The sequence below is a fragment of the Myxococcus sp. AM011 genome, from assembly GCF_013372595.1.
GTDB lineage: Bacteria > Myxococcota > Myxococcia > Myxococcales > Myxococcaceae > Myxococcus > Myxococcus eversor.
In genome coordinates this window covers 1-16,782 of record NZ_JABXEM010000059.1, presented here as the reverse complement: position 1 = coordinate 16,782, position 16,782 = coordinate 1, and the positions used below count along the sequence as shown (strand labels likewise).

Below are 16,782 nucleotides of genomic sequence, written 5' to 3'. Positions count from 1 at the left end.
TCCCGGAGGGGACCTGGGTGATGGAGGCTGGGGGCATCGCTCCAACCACTCTCCGGTATCCCCTGGAACGGGCCCGGGCTGAACCATTCATGCCCGTGCCGTGATGACTCCGTGAAGATGTGAGCACAGTGGGCTGGGTACCTTGGCTCCCATGCTCCTTCTTGGACTCGGATGGGCCGCGAGCCACCTCCTGCATGCCTCCGTCGAGGCGCCCATCACCGGGGTCACCGTCTACAGCGACAGGGCCCGGGTGGTGCGGACCGCCTCCATCGATGTCTCCGGCACCCGGCGGCTGGAGCTGCCCTCTCTGCCAGGCTTCGTGGACCCGGCCTCCGTCCAGGTGGAGGCAGAGGGCGCCCGGATTGCCTCCGTGGAGGTGAAGCCGACCGAGACGCTGACTTTTCCCGCGCGGGAGGCGCGAAAGCTGCTCGCGGCCCTGGACCGGCTGGATGATGACATCTCGCGGACGGAGGCCGAGCGCGCCGCCCACGTGCTCCAAATCACCGCGCTTCGCCGCATCCAGCCGACGGCGCAGGACGAGGAGGGTGCCGGGGGCCGGCCCGTGTCCCCGGCGAGCTGGGCCACCGCCACGTCGTTTCTCATCGACATGGCCGCGAAGCTGGAGGGGCGCATGCGGGAGCTGGAGGCGCGCGCCCGGGTGCTGAGGGAGGAGCGTCGGCAGCGGCTCGGCGAGGCGGAGCGGCTCGCCGCGCCGGCCCCGGGTGCTGGCGTCGCCGTGGGCGTCCTGCTCACGGGCTCCGGGCCCGTCCGGGTGCGTGTCTCCTATCTCGTCACCCAGGCCGTGCGCTGGTATCCGCGCTACGAGTTGCAACTGCAGCCCGAACAGCAACGCGTCCAGGTGGCGCTCTCCGGCCGGGTCAGCCAGGAGACAGGGGAGGACTGGTCCCACGCCCGGCTGACGCTCAGCACCGCCCTTCCTTCCCACGCCACCGCGCTGCCGAAGCTGAGCACGTGGAAGCTGGGCGAGGTCGAGCGCTTCATCCCGACGCCGGTGAGGAACGACGAGTCCCCCAGCCCGCCGCCTCCGCTGCCGTCCGAGCACGCCGCCCGGGATGTGGAGCAGGCGCTGCGTCGACAACTCCAGGCGAAGGTGGGTGTGCCGGCCGCGTCGTCGAGCCCGAATCCGGCCGTCGTCGCACAGACCTCCCCGGTGCCCGCTCCTTCGCCGCCGCCTTCAGAGGCGGAGTCGAGGACGGGTGGAGGTGCGCGTCTGTTCGGTTCGGGCACCCTCCATGGCACCGTCATCGACGCCCAGTCTCGAATGGTCGTTCCAGACGTCGTCGTCACGGCGACCTCACCGGTGCTGGGGGAAGAGAGCGTCGCCGTCACGGACGCTCGGGGTGACTACCGCTTCACGCGGCTGCCACCCGGCACCTACACGTTGCGGTTCGAAAAGGAGATGTTCAAGCCCTACGCCCGCGGCGATATCCGGCTCGGGCCCGGAAGAGCCCTCCGCGTCGCGGTGGAGCTGCTGCCCGAGTCGCTGGGAGAGGTGGTCGAAATCGTCGGTGCGCCGTCCGAGGTCGACGTGGGGAGTTCCTCCACGGGCATGGGAATTTCGCTCAACGGCCCGCCGACCTTCAGCCGGCCCTATGTGGAAGAGCCCGTCGTCGACAGTTACGTGGGGCTCGCTCCGCCCCAGGGCTATGTGCCGCCGACCCTGTCCGCGGACCTGCCTGCGTCGCTCGCCGGAGGCCATGACCTGGCCTTCACCGCGCCGCGCCTGGAGTCGGTGCCCAGCGCGCGGGGCGAGCGGAGCATTCCCCTGCTCATCGAGTCGTGGCCGGTCCAGGTGGAGCGCCATGTCTACCCGGCGCTCGCGTCGGAGGCGTTCCTGGTGGCTCAGCTCACGAGCCCGTCGTCCAGCGCGCTGCCCGGAGGCGCGGCGAACCTCTTCGTGGGGAACGATTCGGTGGGCACCGCGATGCTGAGGGTGATTGTCCCGGGTGAGCCCTTCACGCTGCCGCTCGGGGTGGACCCGGCGGTGCGGACCGCGCGCAACGTCCGGCTGGTGCAGTCGAAGGAGGGCTTCATCTCCAAGGATGAAATCAACACCTATGAAGTCACCCTGGAGATTCCCAATCCCTATCCATTCCCTCTCCAGACGCAGGTGGTGGACCAGCTGTCGGTGAGCGGGAGCAGCGAGCTGGAGGTGAAGCTGGTTCGCACCGACCCCGTGGCACAGCCGCAGTCGAAGACGGGAGAGCTGCGCTGGCGAGTCGTCGTCCCGCCCGGCGGCAAGAAGACCGTCACCTTCGAATACTCCCTGCGCCGTCCGCAGCACTGGCGCCTGACGCAGTCCCACCGGAGCCACCGATGACCTTGCTTCCCTGGGCGTTCCTGGCGCTCGCTTCCGTGTCCCAGGTGTCCTCCGTCGTCATCTATCGAGACCGTGCCCAGGTGACCCGCTCGACGGAGGTGGCCTGTCAGGGAGCCACCACCGTCGTCTTCGAGCGGGCGCCCGGGTCCGCATCCCGGGAGAGCTTTCGTGCTCGCGCGACGGGGGCCACCTTGGAGGGCCTCACCGCCGAGCGCCGGACGCTCGAGAGGGAGCTCGCGCCCGAGCGGGAGAAATGGGAGGCGCGGGGAATCGCGCTCGGGCGCGAGCAGGCGGTATTGGACGCGGCGGAGGCCCAGGCGCGGGAGCTGTCGCGACTGTCGCAGGGCTACACGGACGTGGCCGTGGCGCGAGTCACCCGTGAGCTGACCGGGCCCAGGCCAGACACGAGCACCTGGGCCGCCGCCTTCGACGCGGCGCTGGCCGTGCGGCTGCGCGCGGTGAAGGAGGCAGGGGACCTGGCGGAGCGGAGGCGCGAGCTGGAGCAGCGCCGCGCCGAGGTGGACGTGGAGCTCGCTCGCCTGCGCGAACAGGGGGCTCGTGACGAGCATCACGTGGAGGTGCGCCTGTCCTGCCCCCAGGGGAAGCACACGCGCGTGGAGCTGACCTACCTGGTGGGCGGCGTGTCCTGGGTGCCGAGCTACGAGGCCCGGGCGAACGAGGCGGAGGGGCTCGTGGAGCTGACGTCACTGGCCACGGTGCGGCAGTGGACGGGGGAGGGGTGGACGGGCGCGAAGCTCTTCCTCTCCACGGCGCTGCCGCGACAGGACGCCACGCCGCCGGAGGTGTCACCCTTGCTCGTGCACGCCACGAAGCAGCCGAAGGAGCGCAAGGTGCTGGTGCCGCGCGAGGAGCAGGTCCGGCACGTGGAGACGGCTGGCGAGACGAGCACTTCGGAGTCCCTGTCGGGTTTGACCGTGAAGTCTCAAGGCGTGTCCGTGCAGTGGGAGGCGCTGGAGGCGACGCGGGTGCCGGGGGACGGCAGCGCGGTGCGGGTGATGCTGGGGCGTCACTCGCTCCCGGCGAGGTTCTCCTGGCGCACGGTGCCCAAGCTGCATCCGGTGGTGTTTCGAGTGGCGCGGCTCTCCAACACCACGAACTTCCCCCTGTTGCCGGGCGAGGTCAGCCTCTTCCGTGACACGGGCTATCTGGGGCGCCAGAGGGTGGAGGGCGTCGCGGGGGGGATGCCCTTCGACCTGACCTTCGGTCTGGCGGAAGGCCTGCGAGTGAAGCGAACCGCGATGCAGGAGGTGGGACGGGCGGGCCTCTTCGGTGGCAAGCATCGCTTCCGCTACGCCTACCGCTTCCTGCTTTCCAATCTGGGCACGGGGACGGAGACGGTGGAGCTGTCCGAGCACCTTCCCGTCTCCGAGCTGGAGGACGTGAAGGTGGAGGTGGAGCCAGAGTCCTCGAAGGACTGCGCACCCGCCGATGCCGACGGCATCACCCTCTGCCGGGTGACGCTGGAGGCCGGGCAGGCGCGCACCGTGGACCTCGCCTTCCACGTGGATGCGCCGTCCAGCTACGACACCGGCAGGATGTAGGAGGCGAGGACCCGTTTACATTTCACGGCGCCTGGAATCACATCCACGCCCATGACGCCCCTGCTTCCGGACCCTGATGAAGAGCTGGACGAGCGCAACCCGCTGGTCATCACCGTCGATGACCTGCTCAACGGCGACGAGTGCGGGGCGCTGGTGGCACGAATCGAGGGGGCCGGGCCGACGGCGGCGCCCATCACCACGGCCGCTGGCTTCGTGATGCGGCCCGACATCCGGAACAACACCCGGGTGATGTTCGACGACCATGAGCTGGCGGACCTGTTGTTCCAGCGAATCAAACCCCACGTCCCACCGCGCCTGGAGCACGAGTGGGAGCTGTGTGGGACGAACGAGCGGCTGCGCTGCTACCGCTACGAGGCGGGGCAGTACTTCGCCCCGCATTTCGACGGGGCCTTCGTGCGGCATCGCGATGAGCGAAGCCTGCTCACCTTCATGGTCTACCTGAACGACGGCGCGCATGGAGGCGCGACGAACTTCCTCTACCTCGGGCGCTCCGTGACGCCGCGCACGGGCGCCGCGCTGCTCTTCAACCACCACCTGTACCACGAGGGGGCGGAAGTCACGGCGGGCCTGAAGTACGTGCTGCGCACGGACCTGATGTACCGGCGCATCCGCGCGTGAGGCACGCCCGGCTCCGGAGCCCGAAGGCCCCGGAGCCGGCGGCATTCACGCTTCAGCCGAACTCCACCCTGCAGGTGGCGCTGCAGCCGTCGTCGTTCTGGACGTTGCCGTCATCGCATTGCTCGCTGGACACGACCTGGACAGTGCCGTCCCCACAGCGAGGCCCCAGCACGCAGCTCCGTCCGCATTGGCCGTAGCCGCCGTTATTCACTCCGTCGTCGCACTGCTCGCCCACGTCGAGGATGCCGTTGCCGCAAAGCCTGATGCACGCGGTACGGCGGGTGGCGAAGTTGTTGAGGGTGAGCCGGTACGAGGACCCGGTGGTGTAGCGCTCGGCCTGGAACACCGCGACCTCGTAGATACCGCCGGGACTGAGCCCGAGCCGCGCGGCGTGGTTCGACAGGGAGACGGTGCCCTCCTGGGCCGTGTGGACCCCGCCCATGTCGAGCGCCAGGATGCGATTGACGAACACCCAGATGTCGTCGTCGCCCCGGAAGTCGAGGACCTCGGTGCCCTTGTACTCGAACCAGTAGCGCGTCTCGCTGGTGAAGCTGAAGTTCCGCGGCCGGACGGGCGTGCCGGAGTCGTTGCGCAGCGGCTCGAGCCCGGCGGCCACCCAGCCCAGGCCGTCTAGCGGGAAGAACCCCGACTGGTCGTAGAGGTACGAGCCATTCGGCTGCCGGTGGAGCAACAGCTTCGCGACCACCGGCCTGTTCACGAGGTTCGTGTCGACGAACCACTGGGCGAAGGCCGTGGCGCCGTGAGTCGTGGTGGAGGGCACGCCCTCCTTCGCGTAGTCGGGCTTGCCTGCCGCATTCAGGAGGTTCTTCACGATGCCCGTCTCCTGGCCGTTCTTGTTCTGGAAGTCGATGTGCCCTCGCGGCAGGGGGCCCGTGGCCTGCAGGTCGTAGCCTCGGAAGTCGCGGTAGACGATGGGGAGCTCCACCACCTCGGGCGGCTCCTGTTCGATGGACTGGCAGCGGAAGCCCGGCTCCAGGCTGCACGTCGGCGAGCAGCCGTCATGGGCGCGCGTGTTTCCATCGTCGCACTCCTCGGCGGTGCTGCCGGGCAGCATCACTCCGTCACCGCACGTGGCCTCACAGACGCCGCCGGTGCAGCGAGGCTCCCTCACGCACAGCGGCGAGCACCCGTCACCCGTGTTGTTGTTGCCGTCGTCGCACTGCTCGGTGCCCTCGACGACCTGGTCGCCGCAGGTGGTGGGGCTGCAAGGCTGGCCAATGACAGGGCACTTGTAGCCCTGCTCCAGGCGGCAGGCGTTGTCGCAGCCATCCCCCCGGACGATGTTGCCGTCCTCGCACTCCTCGTCGCCGGCGATGATGTTGTCGCCACACCCCGCGGCCAGACAGGCGCGCCCGTCCACCGGGCAAACCCATCCGGGCTCCAGGGCGCAGCTCGAAGCGCAGCCGTCGTTGTTCGTCGTGTTGCCGTCGTCACAGGCTTCGGGAGGCTCGCGCGTGCCATCGCCGCAGCCGGGGCTTCCCGCGTCGACAGGACCCGCATCGGGTTCAGGCTGGGGCCCAGGGCCTCCATCGTCGGGAGGGCAGGAGTCCAAGGAGAAGGTGCCGCCAGGGCAGCCGCCGCCGTCACCAGGGCCTCCATCCGAGGGCGTGCCCGAGTCCTCTCCGGAGTCCGGAGTGCCCGCATCGCCACCGCTGTCGGGCGTGCCGCTGTCTGGATTGGACGCATCCGGGAGGGAGGGACCTGCGTCCTCTCTGGGGGGAGGGTCGTCGTCTCCGCACGCGGAGAGAGTGAGGAACAGGGCGGCGAGCAGGGCGCTCAGCGGCCGTGAATGCACGCGAGTCATCGGCATGGGTGTTTGTGACGTCAGTGGAGGTGGACGCCGGGCTTGAGAGCCATTGGACGCCAGGCGTGATGGGATGATGCCTCGTCGTGCCGACATCAATGTGTGCTCACCCCGCGCTTCGTCCGGCGGGTCGCACCTGCGCGCGCCTTCGCCGGGAACCGCGGAGGCGTAGCACGGTAACAGGTGTTACCCCCAATCCGTCGCCCCGGCGGGCGGTATGCCGGTGTGGAGGCTACGTACTTCCCGCGAGGCCCAGGGAGCGGGCTCGGCGTACCCTGCTCGCGGGGTAAGGGCCCTGCTCCCGGGCGAAGCGGTTACTGGCTCACCACGCGGTGGGGCGGTAGTCCTTGAAGAAGTTGCCCCAGGCGTACTCGCCGGTGTTCTCCGCGAAGATGACCGGGTCCACGATGCGGGCCGCGCCGTCAACGATGTCCAGCGGCGGCTGGAAGTCGAGGTCCTGCACCTTGCGCTCGGAGAACTGCACCGGGTCCTCGTCGGTGACCCAGCCGGTGTCCACGGCGTTCATGTAGATGCGGTCCTTGGCGTAGTCCGCCGCGGACGTCAGCGTCATCATGTTCAGCGCGGCCTTCGCCATGTTGGTGTGCGGGTGCCGGTCCGTCTTCGTCCCGCGCGAGAAGCTGCCCTCCATGGCGGACACATTGACGATGTGGCCGGGCGAGGAGCGCTCGCGCGCCATCAGCGGCTTGAGCTTGCCGCAGAGGATGAAGGGCGCCACCGCGTTGATGAGGTGGACCTCCAGCATCTCCGCCGTCGTCACGTCCGCCAGCTTCATCCGCCACGAGTTCATGTGGCGCAGGTCCACCTGCTGCTCGTCCGCGTCCAGCCGGCCCTGGGGGAAGAGGGCGCGCGTGTCGCCCTCCTGCTCCATGGCGTAGGGGAGGAGCGACAGCGCGGCGGACGAGTGGATGCCCAGCGCGGGGTCGCTGCTGCGCCAGTTCGTCGCGAGAGAAGACGCATCCGTCGTGCCGGCGCCGAGCGCGGGCGCCACCGTCGCGATGCAGGCCTGGTGTCCGGCGAGCAGCGGGCGAGCGGCTTCCGGCAACTGGTCCATGCGCAGTTGCTCACCCTCGAGCAGGTGCGCGTAGAAGCCCGGAGGACGGCGGACCGTCTGCGCCGCGTTGTTGATGAGGATGTCCAGCCGCTGGTGCGTCTGCTCCACGTAGGTGGCGAACAGCTCCACGCTGGGCGCGTGCCGCAGGTCCAACCCGTGGATGTGCAGCCGGTGGGACCAGTTCGCGAAGTCCGGCTCCAGCACGTAGCGCCGCGCCGCATCCTGGGGGAAGCGCGTCGTCGCGATGACGGTGGCGCCCGAGCGCAGCAGCATCAGCGAGGCCTGGAAGCCAATCTTCACTCGCGCGCCGGTGATGAGCGCGACCTTGCCCTCCAGGGACGCGCGCTGGGTCCGCTTCGCGTAGTTGAAGTGCGCGCACTCCAGGCACATGGAGTCATAGAAGAAGTGCAGCTGCCGGAACTCGGCCTTGCACACGTAGCACTTGCGCGGCGTCTCGAGCAGTTGTCCCGGGTTCTCCTCGGGCGGGGGCGGCAGCAGGGGCACGTTGAGGACGGGCGCCCGGCGCATCAGTCGGATGCGGGTGGACGCCCGGACCTCGCGGTCCTTGGTCTCCTTCTCCATCCGGCGCTCACGCCGCAAGGCCTTCTCCAACCGCGTCTTCGCCCCACGGTCCGGGTGCACCAGGCGGCCGGCGGCGACCAGGAGGGCGAGCTTGTCCTCCTCGGGGAGCCGGGTGAGCAGGATGCGGTCCTGCGCCGCGGCCTCGAGGAGCTGGGTGCAGCGACGGACCTCCTCCACCGAGAGCGAGGGCAGTTCCGTGGGTTCGGTATCAGCGGGGAGTGCGGGCGACGAGGTCTCTGCGTCCTTCATTCTCGCGGTGAATATCCCGGAGGCGCCCGCGAAGAAAGGCCGACGGTGGCGGAGGGCCCGCCCGGAGAGGAGGCGAGCGGGCCTCCCCGGGACCTGGGGCCACCATCCTGGGCGCGGCGCGGGGCTCCACCGCCTCTCCGGCGGCCCTCCATTGGCGACCTCGACGTCGGAGGGGGGCGAGGGGCCTGGTCAGCGAGCGGGCCGCCCGAGGCGCGGCGGCCCGGACGGGTGGACCGCCGTCACGCCCGGGGCGGTCAGTGCCAGTTGACCCGGCCGCTGCCATTGACGCGGATGGAGCGCACGGAAGCGGAGCCCCACAGGTCCACGTTGCCCGATGCGTCCAGGGCGACATTCACCGTGCCTCCCTCGACGGTGGCGCTCGCGTCGCCGGAGCCCTCGGAGACCAGGTCCAGGTCCACCGTGCGCAGTTCGCGGGCCTCCAGGTCGCCGCTGCCGTCCATCCTCGCGCTCAACCGGGAGGCGGTGCCCCGCAGCCTCACCAGACCGGAGCCCTCGCTGGTCACGTGCACGTCGCTCGCGGCGCCCAGCCAGCTCAGCTCTCCGGAGCCCGACAGGGAGAAATCCGCCCGCTCCACGAGCACGGAGTCCGGCATGCACATCACCACCCGGCCGGAGCCCTCCACCTTCGCCTCCACGGTGCGGGCTCCGCCGCAGTAGCGCACGCTTCCCGAGCCCGTCGACTCGAGCCGCACGTGCTCTCCGGACTGTCCGATGAAGCCCTCCACCGTCATCGAGCCCGAGCCCTCCAGCGTCGCGCCCACCAGCCGCGGCACGGTGATTTCCACCCGCGCGGTGCCCTTGGGGTGGAGGTTGCCGTCCGTGGTGATGACGAGGGACGCATCCGGGCCCTTGAACACGCGCACGTTGTCCTGGAGGTTGGAGTCCAGCGTCACCTTGAGGCTGGCCGTCTCTCCTTCGCGCACCACGACGTTCAGCGAGCCTTCATGCACCACTGACTGGAACGCCTCCACCTGGCGCTCCTCGGTGACGGTGTCACCGTTGCCGTGCACGTCGAAGTCACTGCACCCCGCAAGCCACCCCGCCGCGAGTACACACGCGGCCATGCGCATCCACATATCCTGCCTCCGTTGAGAGTCTCGTGCGCTCACGCGCCGCGGATGGAACACCGCGCCCGCGAGAAACTGTCACCGGCCCGCGACTTCCGATGAGGGCAGCCGCGCGGAGGCCACCGCCACGCACAGCGTCGCCACGACGAAGTAGTAGTAATTGCAGAACGCCTGCTTGTTGAAGGCGAAGAAGGTGGCGTACGTGAGCGCCGCGGCGGCGGCGAAGCCCGAGGGGGACCGGGGTGCGCGCCACAGGCTCAGGCCCAGGACGACGGCTACCGCGACGAACGGAATCCAGAGCGGAGGGGGCGGATGGCCCCGGACCACCCACGCCGCCAGGTAGCTCAGCGACTCCGTGCGAAACGGCTGGTGTACGTGCAGCGCCACCACGCTGTGGAAGAACGCCTTCACGTCTGGCAGGGCGAACGGAAGGCTCACGAGCAGGGCGGTGGCTCCCGCGCGCCAGAGCAGGCCCCAGAGTCGACGGGGCTCGGGCACCAGGAGGAAGGCCAGCGGCACCAGGAACACGGTGTGCTGCTTGACGGCGAGCATCAGCCCGAAGACGTAGGGGAGGGCGCGAGGGAATCGCAGGGCGCAGAAGATGCTCGCCGACAGGAGCATCACCAGGAACGGCTCCGTCCAGGACTGCTCCAGCACGAAGAAGCCGCGCGGGGTGAGCAGGTAGAGCGCCGCGGCGCCAGCGCCCAGCCGTCCGCCGCGCGCATAGGCCATGAAGCCCGCCGCCAGCGCCGTGGCCATGAGCTGCGCGTAGCGCGGGTCTCCCGCCAGCGCGCGGCCGAGTGTCGCGAACAGCAGGCTCAGGGGCGGATAGGGAAAGCCGAACAACAGGCGCCCGTCCTTCACCAGCCCGTCCCCGTACCAGAGCGAATGGCCGTAGATGTTGGGGAAGGTCATCGCGAACGGGTTGCCGCCGCGCAGCAGTTCGTCCGCGCCCTGGACCTGGAACACGAAGACGTCGATGTGAGGCGCCGGGGCATGCCGGAGAATCCATCCTCCCAGCAGCAGGTACACCCCCAACAGCACGGGCACTCCCACCTGGCGCAGTCGCTCCGGGCCCACCAGCAGCGCTCCCGAGACGAGCGCCGCGGTGGCCAGGCGCTCATGGAAGGGGGCGAAGGGCCAGGGGCCGTTGAGCCGCAGCGAGGCCGCGGGGTAGTCCGACAGCAGGGCCTGGAGTTGCAACAGCAGCGCGACGCCCACGAGCAGCGCGAGCACCGGCTCCGCCCACGTCCAGGGACGGCGCAGGCCCGGGCCGACCACCGCGAAGAGGCTCAAGCCCAGGCACAGGGTGAGGCCTCGAAGGGAGTCCTCGCGGAGCGTGCCATTGGTGAGCTGGAGCGTCAGGGCCAGCACCGAGGCCGCCGCCAGACAGAAGACAGGCAGCCGCCAGGGGTCCGTGGGTGAGGGCGCGAGGTGGGCCGGCGTTGACTCCATGGCGCGCCTTATAGCCCACACGCCTGGACGCGATTCCCGATTGCGAGGGCTCGGGCGTGGCGGTCAGTCGCGGCGCGGAAGGTGGATGCTGAACGTCGTCCCGCGCGCCTGCGTGGAGTCCACCTCGACGCGGCCTCCATGGGCCCGGGCAATCTGGTCCACGATGAAGAGGCCCAGGCCGATGCTGCGCCGCTCCGCTCCGTGCTCCGTGCCGCGCCGCATGGGCTCGAAGAGGGTGGGAATCACGTCCATGGGAATGGGTGGCCCGGCGTTGCTCACTCGCAGCACCAGCTCCTGGGAGACTCCCTCGCACAGCACCTGGATGCGCGCGTCGGGCGGGCTGTACTGCACGGCGTTGGAGAGCAGGTTGTGAATCACCTGGGCGATGCGGTCCGAGTCCCAGGCGCCATTCCCATCGCCCCGTGTCTCGACCTCCACCATCCGCTCCGGCATGACGGACTGCACCTCGTCCACCGCTTGCCGGGTCAATTCGTGCAGGTCCATGGGCTGGCGATTGACGGGCAGCACCTGGCCCATGCGCGTCTGGGTGAAGTCCAGCAGGTCCCGGATGAGGCGCTGCGCGCGGTCCGCCGAGTCCACGATGCGTCGGATGGCCTTGCGCGCCCGCTCGTCCAGGTCCGTTCGCCGCACCAGCGTGGAGGCGGAGAGGAGGATGGCGTTGAGTGGGTTGCGGAGGTCGTGGCTGACGATGCCAATCAATTGTTCGCGAAGAATCGCCGCTTCCTTCGCGCTGAAGAGCTGCGCATCCCTGCGCTCCAACTCGTCCTGGTTCTCGAGCTGATGGCCGATGAGCTCTCCGAGGTGGCGGAAGACCTCGAGCTTGTCGTCGGCGAGCAGGGCGGGGTTCGCGTCCAGCGCGCACATCACGCCGAAGAAGGAGCCGTCCCTGCGGTAGAGGGGCACGGCGATGTAGCTCTCCACGCCATAGAGCTTGGGCGCGGGGTGGTCGGAGAAGCGGGGGTCCTCGCTCGCGTGATTGACGAGCAGCGGCGTCGCCGAGGTGCGGACCGTGTCGCAGAAGGTCGTGGTGATGGCCAGCGTGTCGCCCGGATTGAGGCCGAAGTTCATCTCATCCAGCACGGCGCAACACCGCCACTCCTGGGCCGTGACGCGCGCCACCACGGCCAGACGCAGCCCCGTGGTCTGCAGCAGCACGCGCAGCACCGTCTTCACGGCATCGATGCGCGTGATGGCCTGGACGTCCGCGGTGAAGCCGACGGGCTGGGCCGCCGACGCGAGCGGTGGCGGACCTGCGAGGGTGCTGTCATCGGCGGCCATGTGAAGAGGAACAGCGGTGCCCTCACTCATCATTCTTTGACTGGGGTGCCTTCTCACGGGCGCGAGGCCCTTCCCGCATCCGGGCGGGGCTGTGTGCGCTCGCCTCCTTGCTGACAGGGAGGACGACGGACTGTCTCCCTCCCGGTGCCTGGGTGGGTGCGGGGCGCCAGAGCCAGGGGGAGGCGGCCCGCCTCGTGGAAACCCCTGAGTCCCGCCGAGGGAGCGAGGGGTTACACTCTCGCTCCGAGGGCACGGAGCCAGGGGGGAGTACGTGGCACGAGCGCGAACAGCTCCGGGGCGAGAGTGCGGGCCAGCGTCCGCCGGTGGTCTCATCCGAGGGTGGCCATGAGCGAGCCCCTGACGACGTCGGAGTTGGTGCGCCAGCTCGCGGAGTCCAAGACAGGTGGTTTCACCGAGAGCATCGCGCGGCTGCGGGCTCGCACGGACCTGGTCGATGCGGCGCGGGCGGCGCTCTCGGGCGGACAGGAGCTGGAGCGGGTCCTGGTGTTGCTCGCGATGCGGGGACTGGAGGCTCGCGAGGCCCAGGACCTCATGCTCTCCGCGCTGGGGGATGGGTCCGCGCAAGTCCGGGCCATGGCTGCACGGGGGCTCGCCCTCGCGCCCCGACAGGTGGCCTGGGGGCGGCTGGTCCAGGTCCTGGCGGATGTGGACAGCACGGTGCGGCGCCAGGCCATGGAGTCCCTCGCGCGAATCGACACCTCCGCCGCGGGCGCGCTGCTGGGGGAGCGTTATGCCCACGTGTCGGAGTCCGAGCGGTTGACCCTGCTCGATGTCGCGAGCGAGGAGGCGACGCCGGAGTGGCTGTCCCTCGCGCGTCAGGGGCTCGCGGATGAGCTGCCGTCCATCCGAGTCGCTGCCGTCGCGGCGATGGCGGCGGTGGAGGGTCCGTCCGCGGACCGCGCGCTCGTGGCGGCGCTCCAGGACGTGGACGAGGAGGTGCGCGTCGCGGCCGTCGAGGCCCTCACCCCGCGCGACACGCTTTTCGAGGAGCCGTTCCTGGCCCTGCTCGCGGATGTCTCGCCCACCGTGCGGATGCGGGCGCTCCAGGCGCTGCTTCGCCGGGGAACCACGGCGGGGCTCGAGGCGCTGATTCCACTGCTGGAGGACCCGGTTCCGCAGCTCCGGAAGATGGCCATCCTCGCCATCGGTGAACTCGGCTGTGGCGCGGCGATTCCGCGACTCATCGACGAAGCGCGGCGCGCCACCGACGCGGAGGAGCGCGCCTCCCTCGTCACCGCGCTCGGGGCCCTGGGCGCACGAGACGGGGAACCGGTCCTCCAGGCGGCGCTCCAGGACGCGTCCGCGCGCGTGCGAACCTCGGCGGTGGTGGCGTGGCCTCGGATTGTCGGCGCATCGCGGGCGCTCGCCCCGCTGCGCGGATTGCTGCGCGGCGACCCGGACTGGCAGGTGCGCTCCCAGGCGGCGCTCGCGCTCACCGGCGCGGCGTCGGCGGCTGATGAGGACCTGGCCGTGGCGCTCACGCGAGACGTGGACCCGAGGGTGCGCTCGGCGGCGGCGGGGGTGCTCGCGGACAGGGCCGGCGTGGAGGTGGACGCGGCGCTGGTGAAGGCGCTCTCGGACCCCGAGCCCGAGGTGCGGTTGAAGGCGGTGCGCGCGCTGGGCCGACGACTGGTGTCGGAGGCGCGTTCCGACCTGCTCGCGCTGGAGGCCACGGAGCCGCGGCGCGACGTGCGCGCGGAAGTTCGCCTGGCGCTCTCGCGACTGGAGCAGGACCGGACGGGAGTGGAGGACGACGAGCGCCCGGAGCGCGAGCTGTTCGACCCGGCGGGACTGGGTGTGGCGTTCGCCACGTGGGTGAGGGACCCCGACTGGTATCCCGTCTCGGACCGGCTGGTGTTCTATCGGGAAGGGGAGCTGGAGAGCATCGACCTGGAGGAGCAGGTCCAGGTCCATGACTACTCCGTCGATGTCGGCCACCTCCGGTTGCGACGGCCGGGCACGCCGCAGTTGTTGACCGCGTTCCATGTGGAGCGCACGACCTGGCCCACTTCGGAGCAGGGAGAGCAACCCTGCTACCGGCTGGAGCTGCACACCGACGTGCTCACGGGCTCTGGACACCCTCGGGTCTTCTATTGCTTCGACGTGCGCTAGAGTCTCCTCCATGTCCCGCACCTCGTCTCGTCGTCCCAGCGGCGCCATGCGCCATGCGGCTTTCCTGCTCGTCGTCTTGATGGCCGCGGGATGCAGGTGCAGACGGACCGAGTCCGTGCGCAGTGAGACGGTGGGCTCCGCGGTCATCACCCACGTGCGGACCTGCGAGGTGCTCGACTGGGAGAGCGGCTCCTGTCGGACGGACTCCGTCCTGACGGTCGGCTCGGTGCGCATCCCGGAGGTGGGCAACGCCTCCCCCAGCCCCACCGGAAAGCGGGCGTTCGTGGGCATGCGAGACGGCACCGACATCCTTGTCGACACCCGGTCCGGAGCGATTCTCAGCCGCTTCCCCGTGTTCGCGCAGGACAGGGAGTGGTGCGATGACTCGGAGCTGATTGTCATCTCGCCCTTGGCGCACTTCGAGGGGGAGGGCTACAAGGGCACCACCCTGGAGTTGGTGTGGTTCGAGAGTGACACGGAGGTCCGCCGTGTCGTCGTCTACAAGGGACTGCGCGCCGCGCCCCGCGTCCTGTGCGGGCCCGGACATACGATGGCGTTCGCCCTGGAGGCCGAAAAGCGGGACGGGCCGCCGGAGCTGTACCGCTGGAGCCAGAAGGACGGACTCCAACTCGTGGAGACCTGGCCCGGCTCCATCGAGGGTGGCGGCGCACCGGACCTCGTCCTCTCCTGGGCGCCCTCGGGACGGCCCGACTGGTGCGCGCGGAGCCGGCCGTATGACTTGAACCGCTGCGTCCCACCCGCGCGCTGAATCGCGCGGTGCGTGTCATGTTGACCCGGGGTGGGAAATGCCCCCCACCCGCGAAGGCTTGAGGTTGAGTGCGTTCACCCGGCGCAGGCCATCGGGAACGGGAGACGCATGAGGACCGGGACACTGTTCGTCGCATTGGGATGTATCGCCTTGGGCTCGGTGGGTTGTGGCTCCGACACGCCCCCCGCCAAGAACTGGGAGGTGGGCTCGGGACTCCGGCTGGTTGATGACAACGTCGTCAGCGTCGCGTACGGCTCGGGGCCTGGGACGGTGGCGGAGGGCAATGACCCCCGGCTCACGGATGCGCGTGCACCCCTGCCCGGCAATGGGAGCTACATCCAGAATGGGACGCAGCCCCAGGACGCGTCGCTGTCCCTGTCGGGCGCGGCCACCGCGAAGTCCGGCATGTTCGTTGACGGGGCGGCGGCGGTCACCACTCCCGCGCCACTCCTGCGCGTGACGAACACCGTCGCTGACACGCTCATGTGGGACGCGTTTCCCCTCTTCACCGTGGACTCGGCGGGCGGACTGCTGGCGCGTGGCGAGCTGGGCGTCGGCGCGGTCCCGATGAGCGGCAAGGGGTACCGGCTGATGTGGGCTCCCTCGCGTGCCGCGTTTCGCGCGGGCTATGCGGACGACGAATGGAATGACGCCAACCTGGGGATGTATTCCTGGGCAGGTGGGACGAAGTCCCGGGCGAGCGCGTACGGGGGCTTCGCCTTCGGCGACCAGTGTCTGTCGAGCGGCACGGTGGCGGTGTGCTTCGGCTCGCAGAACCAGGCGTCTGGCACCGCGAGCTTCGCGAGTGGCGCCAGCACCATCGCGAGCGGCTTCGGCTCCGTGGCCATGGGCTACACCAACAGCGCCACGGGACAGGGCTCCATCGCGGTGGGATACCGCGTCTCGGCCAACGCGGACTACAGCACGGCCCTGGGGTACCGGGTGACGTCGGGAGGCCGCACGGGCTCGTTCATCTGGGGAGACGAGTCGACCACCACCGTTGCCAGCAACACCCTGGACAACCAGTTCATGGTGCGCGCCGCGGGCGGCGTCTTCCTGCGGACGAATGCCGCGATGACCACGGGCTGCAACCTGCCCGCGGGCTCCGGTGTGTTCAGCTGCACGTCGGACCGTCACCAGAAGGAGGACTTCCGCCACGTCGACGGCGAGCAGCTCCTGGCGAAGGTGGCGCGGCTCCCCGTGGAGACCTGGCGCTACAAGGAAGAGGCCTCGGGCGTGCGTCACCTGGGGCCGGTGGCCCAGGACTTCCGGGCGGCCTTCGGCCTGGGGACGGATGACACCAGCATCGGCATGCTCGACATCGATGGGGTGAACATGGCCGCCATCCAGGCGCTGGAGCGCCGCACGCGCGAGCTTCACGTCCGTGACGCGGAGGTCGACGCGCTGAAGGCGGAGCTGGCCGAGCTGAAGCGCAGCGTGGCCGAGCTGAAGTCAGCCATGCCCCGCACGCGTTGAACGCTCTTGCGTGAGCACCCGGTCCGCGTCGCCACGGACACAGGGCACGACACGGGGGCCCTCCGGGAGGCCGGGCCCCTCCCGTGAGCACGGCTGTGTCACATCCATCATCCCCAAGTAGTGGAACATACGTAGAACGGCTTGCTTTCAATCCAATACATGGGTGCGGGCTGTCGCACATGGTTCATCCGATGTGTACTGGATGACAGGTCTCCTCGTGATTGGCGTCGCGCCGGAGCCCTTCTGGATGCGGCCTCGGGTGAGAAGGGGGCGGGCGCGGGAAGACCTGGTG

11 protein-coding genes are annotated in these 16,782 nt (G+C 69.9%); 6 read left to right on the top strand and 5 right to left on the bottom strand.

Annotation, left to right across the window (positions count from 1 at the left end; all coding sequences use genetic code 11):
* Positions 1-151 precede the first annotated feature (151 nt).
* Genes HUW62_RS14885 through HUW62_RS14875 form a run of 3 tightly spaced genes read left to right on the top strand, consistent with a single transcriptional unit; the run spans position 152 to position 4,542 of the window.
* Positions 152-2,341: a mucoidy inhibitor MuiA family protein gene (locus HUW62_RS14885; RefSeq protein WP_176434831.1), complete on the top strand. Its 2,190-nt coding sequence runs from the start codon at positions 152-154 to the stop codon at positions 2,339-2,341.
* A complete protein-coding gene (locus tag HUW62_RS14880) occupies positions 2,338-3,903 on the top strand; it encodes a mucoidy inhibitor MuiA family protein (RefSeq protein WP_176434830.1) in 1,566 nt (521 codons plus the stop codon). Before HUW62_RS14885 ends, HUW62_RS14880 begins: the two co-directional genes overlap by 4 nt.
* A 51-nt stretch (positions 3,904-3,954) precedes the next feature.
* A complete protein-coding gene (locus tag HUW62_RS14875; protein WP_176434829.1) occupies positions 3,955-4,542 on the top strand; it encodes a 2OG-Fe(II) oxygenase in 588 nt (195 codons plus the stop codon).
* A 52-nt stretch (positions 4,543-4,594) separates the two neighbouring features.
* Here HUW62_RS14875 and HUW62_RS14870 read toward each other — a convergent pair whose 3' ends face one another.
* From HUW62_RS14870 to HUW62_RS14850, 5 genes are all read right to left on the bottom strand, one after another.
* Entirely contained in the window at positions 4,595-6,373 is a 1,779-nt protein-coding gene (locus HUW62_RS14870; RefSeq protein WP_176434828.1) for a DUF4215 domain-containing protein, read from the bottom strand.
* A gap of 316 nt (positions 6,374-6,689) precedes the next feature.
* Positions 6,690-8,270 carry an SDR family NAD(P)-dependent oxidoreductase gene (locus HUW62_RS14865; protein WP_163867537.1) on the bottom strand — a complete coding sequence of 527 codons (1,581 nt, stop codon included), beginning with the start codon at positions 8,268-8,270 and terminating at the stop codon, positions 6,690-6,692.
* A gap of 254 nt (positions 8,271-8,524) precedes the next feature.
* Entirely contained in the window at positions 8,525-9,361 is an 837-nt protein-coding gene (locus tag HUW62_RS14860) for a DUF2807 domain-containing protein (RefSeq protein WP_176434827.1), read from the bottom strand.
* A 75-nt stretch (positions 9,362-9,436) separates the two neighbouring features.
* On the bottom strand, positions 9,437-10,813 hold the full coding sequence (locus HUW62_RS14855; RefSeq protein ID WP_176434826.1) for a hypothetical protein: 1,377 nt from the start codon (positions 10,811-10,813) through the stop codon (positions 9,437-9,439).
* Positions 10,814-10,876: 63 nt separating this feature from the next.
* Complete coding sequence (locus HUW62_RS14850) at positions 10,877-12,112, bottom strand: GAF domain-containing sensor histidine kinase (RefSeq protein WP_176434825.1); 1,236 nt, start codon at positions 12,110-12,112, stop codon at positions 10,877-10,879.
* Positions 12,113-12,457: 345 nt separating this feature from the next.
* On the opposite strand from HUW62_RS14850, the gene HUW62_RS14845 reads away from it, so the two are divergent.
* The 3 genes from HUW62_RS14845 to HUW62_RS14835 all read left to right on the top strand — a co-directional run bounded on the left by HUW62_RS14845 (position 12,458) and on the right by HUW62_RS14835 (position 16,490).
* Positions 12,458-14,245: a HEAT repeat domain-containing protein gene (locus HUW62_RS14845; RefSeq protein ID WP_176434824.1), complete on the top strand. Its 1,788-nt coding sequence runs from the start codon at positions 12,458-12,460 to the stop codon at positions 14,243-14,245.
* Between the two features lie 10 nt (positions 14,246-14,255).
* On the top strand, positions 14,256-15,014 hold the full coding sequence (locus HUW62_RS14840; RefSeq protein WP_176434823.1) for a hypothetical protein: 759 nt from the start codon (positions 14,256-14,258) through the stop codon (positions 15,012-15,014).
* 108 nt (positions 15,015-15,122) lie between these two features.
* The gene (locus HUW62_RS14835) at positions 15,123-16,490 is read left to right on the top strand and encodes a tail fiber domain-containing protein (protein ID WP_176434822.1); all 1,368 of its coding nucleotides are present in this window, start codon (positions 15,123-15,125) and stop codon (positions 16,488-16,490) included.
* Positions 16,491-16,782 lie beyond the last annotated feature (292 nt).

Bases quoted from the DNA above. Each gene is read 5' to 3' on its own strand.
- HUW62_RS14885 (WP_176434831.1), top strand. From the start codon at position 152: ATGCTCCTTCTTGGACTCGGATGGGCCGCGAGCCACCTCCTGCATGCC.
- HUW62_RS14880 (WP_176434830.1), top strand. From the start codon at position 2,338: ATGACCTTGCTTCCCTGGGCGTTCCTGGCGCTCGCTTCCGTGTCCCAG.
- HUW62_RS14875 (WP_176434829.1), top strand. From the start codon at position 3,955: ATGACGCCCCTGCTTCCGGACCCTGATGAAGAGCTGGACGAGCGCAAC.
- HUW62_RS14870 (WP_176434828.1), bottom strand. From the start codon at position 6,373: ATGCCGATGACTCGCGTGCATTCACGGCCGCTGAGCGCCCTGCTCGCC.
- HUW62_RS14865 (WP_163867537.1), bottom strand. From the start codon at position 8,270: ATGAAGGACGCAGAGACCTCGTCGCCCGCACTCCCCGCTGATACCGAA.
- HUW62_RS14860 (WP_176434827.1), bottom strand. From the start codon at position 9,361: ATGCGCATGGCCGCGTGTGTACTCGCGGCGGGGTGGCTTGCGGGGTGC.
- HUW62_RS14855 (WP_176434826.1), bottom strand. From the start codon at position 10,813: ATGGAGTCAACGCCGGCCCACCTCGCGCCCTCACCCACGGACCCCTGG.
- HUW62_RS14850 (WP_176434825.1), bottom strand. From the start codon at position 12,112: ATGGCCGCCGATGACAGCACCCTCGCAGGTCCGCCACCGCTCGCGTCG.
- HUW62_RS14845 (WP_176434824.1), top strand. From the start codon at position 12,458: ATGAGCGAGCCCCTGACGACGTCGGAGTTGGTGCGCCAGCTCGCGGAG.
- HUW62_RS14840 (WP_176434823.1), top strand. From the start codon at position 14,256: ATGTCCCGCACCTCGTCTCGTCGTCCCAGCGGCGCCATGCGCCATGCG.
- HUW62_RS14835 (WP_176434822.1), top strand. From the start codon at position 15,123: ATGAGGACCGGGACACTGTTCGTCGCATTGGGATGTATCGCCTTGGGC.